The 3,472-nt window shown below is 73.8% G+C and carries 3 protein-coding genes and 1 pseudogene; 2 read left to right on the top strand and 2 right to left on the bottom strand.

Features of this window, described 5'->3' with window-relative positions; translation table 11 throughout:
* On the top strand, positions 1 to 912 hold a 912-nt coding region (locus H5J30_RS22655), incomplete at its 5' end, for an MFS transporter (protein WP_181789226.1).
* Here H5J30_RS22655 and H5J30_RS22650 read toward each other — a convergent pair.
* Together H5J30_RS22650 and H5J30_RS22645 are read right to left on the bottom strand one after the other, a co-directional pair.
* Positions 909 to 1,460, bottom strand: a complete 552-nt coding sequence (locus H5J30_RS22650) for a dihydrofolate reductase family protein (protein WP_181789225.1) — start codon at positions 1,458 to 1,460, stop codon at positions 909 to 911. The genes H5J30_RS22655 and H5J30_RS22650 overlap by 4 nt on opposite strands.
* 69 nt (positions 1,461 to 1,529) lie before the next feature.
* Positions 1,530 to 2,234 (bottom strand): helix-turn-helix domain-containing protein, encoded by a 705-nt coding sequence (locus H5J30_RS22645; RefSeq protein WP_181789224.1) that lies wholly within the window; start codon positions 2,232 to 2,234, stop codon positions 1,530 to 1,532.
* A 162-nt stretch (positions 2,235 to 2,396) separates the two neighbouring features.
* Between H5J30_RS22645 and H5J30_RS22640 the strand changes: the two are divergent.
* Positions 2,397 to 3,334, top strand: a pseudogene (locus H5J30_RS22640) (ADP-ribosylglycohydrolase family protein).
* Positions 3,335 to 3,472 lie beyond the last annotated feature (138 nt).

Below are 3,472 nucleotides of genomic sequence, written 5' to 3'. Positions count from 1 at the left end.
TTCGACTGGACCGGCGCCGCGCTCGGCGCCCTGGGCCTGGCGGGCGTGACGTACGCGCTGATCGCCGCGCCCGAGAAAGGCGTCTCCGCGGTGCTGCTGGCCGTGACCAGCGGTGCGGGGGTGGCGGCGCTGGCGGCGTTCGTGGTCGTCCAGCGGCGCGGCAGCCACCCGATGCTGCCCACGGGGATCTTCGGCTCCCGCCAGTTCACCGCGGCGAACCTGGTGACGTTCGTCGTCTACGCGGCCCTCGGCGGCGTGACCTTCTTCCTCGTGCTCGACCTGCAGATCGCCGCCGGCTACTCCCCGCTCGCCGCGGGCTCCGCGCTGCTGCCGGTGACGCTCATCATGCTGGCGCTCTCCGAGCGGTCCGGGAAGCTGTCGGAGCGCATCGGGCCGCGCATCCCGATGACCGTCGGCCCGGCGATCTGCGCCGCCGGGCTGCTGCTGATGCTGCGCATCGGCGGTCCCGGCGACGACGTGTCGTACGTACGGGAGGTGCTGCCCGGCGTCGTCCTCTTCGGCTTCGGCCTGGCGACGACGGTCGCCCCGCTCACCGCCACCGTCCTCGGTGCGGTGGAGGACCGGCACTCCGGCATCGCCTCCGGCGTCAACAACGCGGTGGCCCGCGCCGCCGGCCTGCTCGCCGTCGCCGCGCTCCCGCTGGTCGCCGGGCTCTCCGGCGACGACTACCGCGACCCCGGGGCGTTCGGCGACGGCTTCCGCATCGCCCTGCTCGTCTGCGCCGGGCTGCTCGCCGCCGGGGCCGTGCTGTCCTGGCTGACGATCCGCTCGGCGAAGGAGCCCGAGGCGGGGCCGCCGTGCCACGTGCACTGCGCGGTGGCGGGCCCGCCGCTGCAGTCGCTGGTCGAGGACCCGGCCGCCGACGCTCCCGAGGAGCCGGAACGCCCCTAGTCCGCCGGGCCGTAGACGAGGTGCAGCACGCCGGAGCCGAACGCCTTCGTAGAGAGCAGCTTCAGCGGGATCCTGGTGTCGCCCTCGTCGAAGAGCCGCTCGCCCTTGCGCACCGCGATCGGGTGGACCAGCAGGTGCAGCTCGTCCAGCAGCCCGTGTGCGAGCAGTTGGCGGATCACGGAGATCGAGCCGCCGATGGAGACGAACCCGCCGGACTCCTTCTTGAGTTCGGTCACCCCGCCGACCAGGTCGCCCTGGAGCTTCTCGGAGTTGCGCCAGGACCAGTCGGCCTCGCCGTGGGTGACCACGATCTTGCGGGCGTCACCGAGGATCTTCGCGAACCCGGCGTCCTCGTCGTCGGTGCCCTCCCGCTGCGGCCACGCCTCCGCGAAGCCGTCGTAGGTGGTGCGGCCGTAGAGCATGGTGTCGGACATCAGCGCCCCCACCGCCTCGCCCATCTCGTCGTCGAAGTAGGACATGTGCCACTGGTCCGGCTCCTCCACGACGCCGTCGAGGGAGATGAACAGGCTGGCGATGATCTTTCTCACGATGCGCTCCTGAAACGGGTGTCGGCGGAAGTGCTGCAATCCGTCGGGGACGTTAGTCGCCGCCGCCCGTCAGGTCTTGTACAGAAGCGACAGCGGCTCCGCGAGTCCCTGCCCGTCCCGCAGCTGCCCGGCGGTCCTGCCGATGAAGCGGGTGAGCGCGCGGGCCAGATGGGGCTCGTCGTAGTAGCCGAGGCGGTGGACGACGTCGCCGGCCGCCGCGCCCCCGCGGAGCAGGACCGCGGCGTGCCGCGCCCGTTCGATCTGCCGGGCGGTGCCGTGCGTGAACCCGGTCGCGGCCTGGAAGCGCCGCTGCACGGTGCGTGCGGAGACGTCCGGCGTGCCGCCGCGCATCACGTCGGCGACGAGCGGGTCGCGGACGAGCACGCCGGCGCGTACGAGCCGCTCGGCGAGCGCCTCGGCGTCGTCGGGTCCCGGCACCGGCCAGTGGGAGCCCTTCAGCCAGAAAGACCTGCGCGTCGCGTCGGGTATGTCCACCCCGTCGTCGACCAGCCGGGGCGCCGGCAGGTGCGTCAGCGTGGTGCCCAGCGCGAAGCTGATGCCGAAGAACGCGGACTCCTCGGGCACCGGCGCCGTGCTCGCCCGCGACTCGGGGCCCGCGACCGCGGCGAAGAACCCGTCGGGCGACTCCCAGAACACCAGGCCGCAGCCGGTCGACGCGACCGCCGTCATCCGGTCGACGCCGTCGCTGCGGCTGCTCCAGACGTACGACACGTACGGCGAGTCCGACGGCCGCCCCTCGATCTCCAGACCCATCGCGCCCCCTCGCGGCAACGGACGCCCGTTCGGGCGCTGCTCACGGGGCAGTCTGGCACGGGCCGCTGACAACGTCCCCGGCACGGCAAGCGTCCCGGGCGCCCGGCCGGCCTGGCGGGGAAGGCCCGCGCGGCTGCCGTGCGGCGCCGGTAGCCTGCGCGGATGAAGCGTATGGAGCGAGCCCTCGCGACGGTCGTCGGCTCGGCGGTGGGCGACGCGCTGGGAGCCCCGTTCGAGTTCGGTCCCGCCGGTGCCTTCTCCGCCCGCTTCCCGGAGCCCGGGAGCGGTGCCGAGATGTGCGGAGGCGGCGGCTGGGATCCGGGCGAAGCGACGGACGACACGCAGATGGCCGTTCTCGTCGGGGAGTCGCTGCTGGAGCGGGGCGGACCGGACCTGCCGGACATCTACGCCCGCTTCAGCGGTGGGCGGCGGCCGGCCCCAAGGACATCGGCCTGCAGACCGAGGACGTGCTGACGAACGGCATGCCATGGGACCGGGCCGCCGCGACCCACTTCGAGGTCAACCGGCGAGCGGCCGGCAACGGCTCCTTGATGAGGGCGTCGACGTCCGCGGTCTACTTCGCGCGCGCCGGCCGGCCGGCCACGATGGCCGCCGCCCGGCGCATCGCCGCCCTCACCCACGGCGACCGCGCCGCGTGGGAGGGCACCGCCGTGTTCCACGAACTCGTGCGCCTCGGCATGGCCGGCGCCGACCCCCTCGGCGCCCTTCCGGAGGTCGTGGATCTCGTCCATCCCGACCACCGCGAGCGATACGCGACAGTCCTCGCCGCCGACTGGCACCCCGAGCGGGCAACCGAGTTCAACGGCGCCGTCTGGCCCTGCCTGGGGTCGGCGGTCTGGGCTCTGCGCACCACGACGACCTTCGAGGACGCCGTTCGCGCGGCGATCGACCTGGGCGGCGACACGGACACCGTCGCCGCGGTCACCGGAGGTCTCGCGGGTGCGTACCACGGACTCGACGCCATCCCCGCCCGCTGGACCGAACCCCTGCACGTCCCCCTGCCGGGGTTCGGCGAACGGGTGCTGCGCCAGGCCGAGCTGACCGATCTCGCGCACCGCCTCGCGGCTGCCGCGGACTGACGCGTCCCTCGGTGCGGCCGGCACGGCGGTACGGGCCGGTGAGTTTACGCCCGCTTTCGGGGGCCGGTGCTTCGATGCAGGCGCGAACGACCCACCGATCTCCCCGAGGGGGACCCCTTGAGACGTCTCGCCACGGCC

The sequence above is a fragment of the Streptomyces phytophilus genome, assembly GCF_013870535.1.
Taxonomy (GTDB): domain Bacteria; phylum Actinomycetota; class Actinomycetes; order Streptomycetales; family Streptomycetaceae; genus Streptomyces; species Streptomyces phytophilus.
The sequence above is the reverse complement of the archived record's forward strand: the minus strand, read 5'-3'. Positions and strand labels throughout refer to the sequence as shown.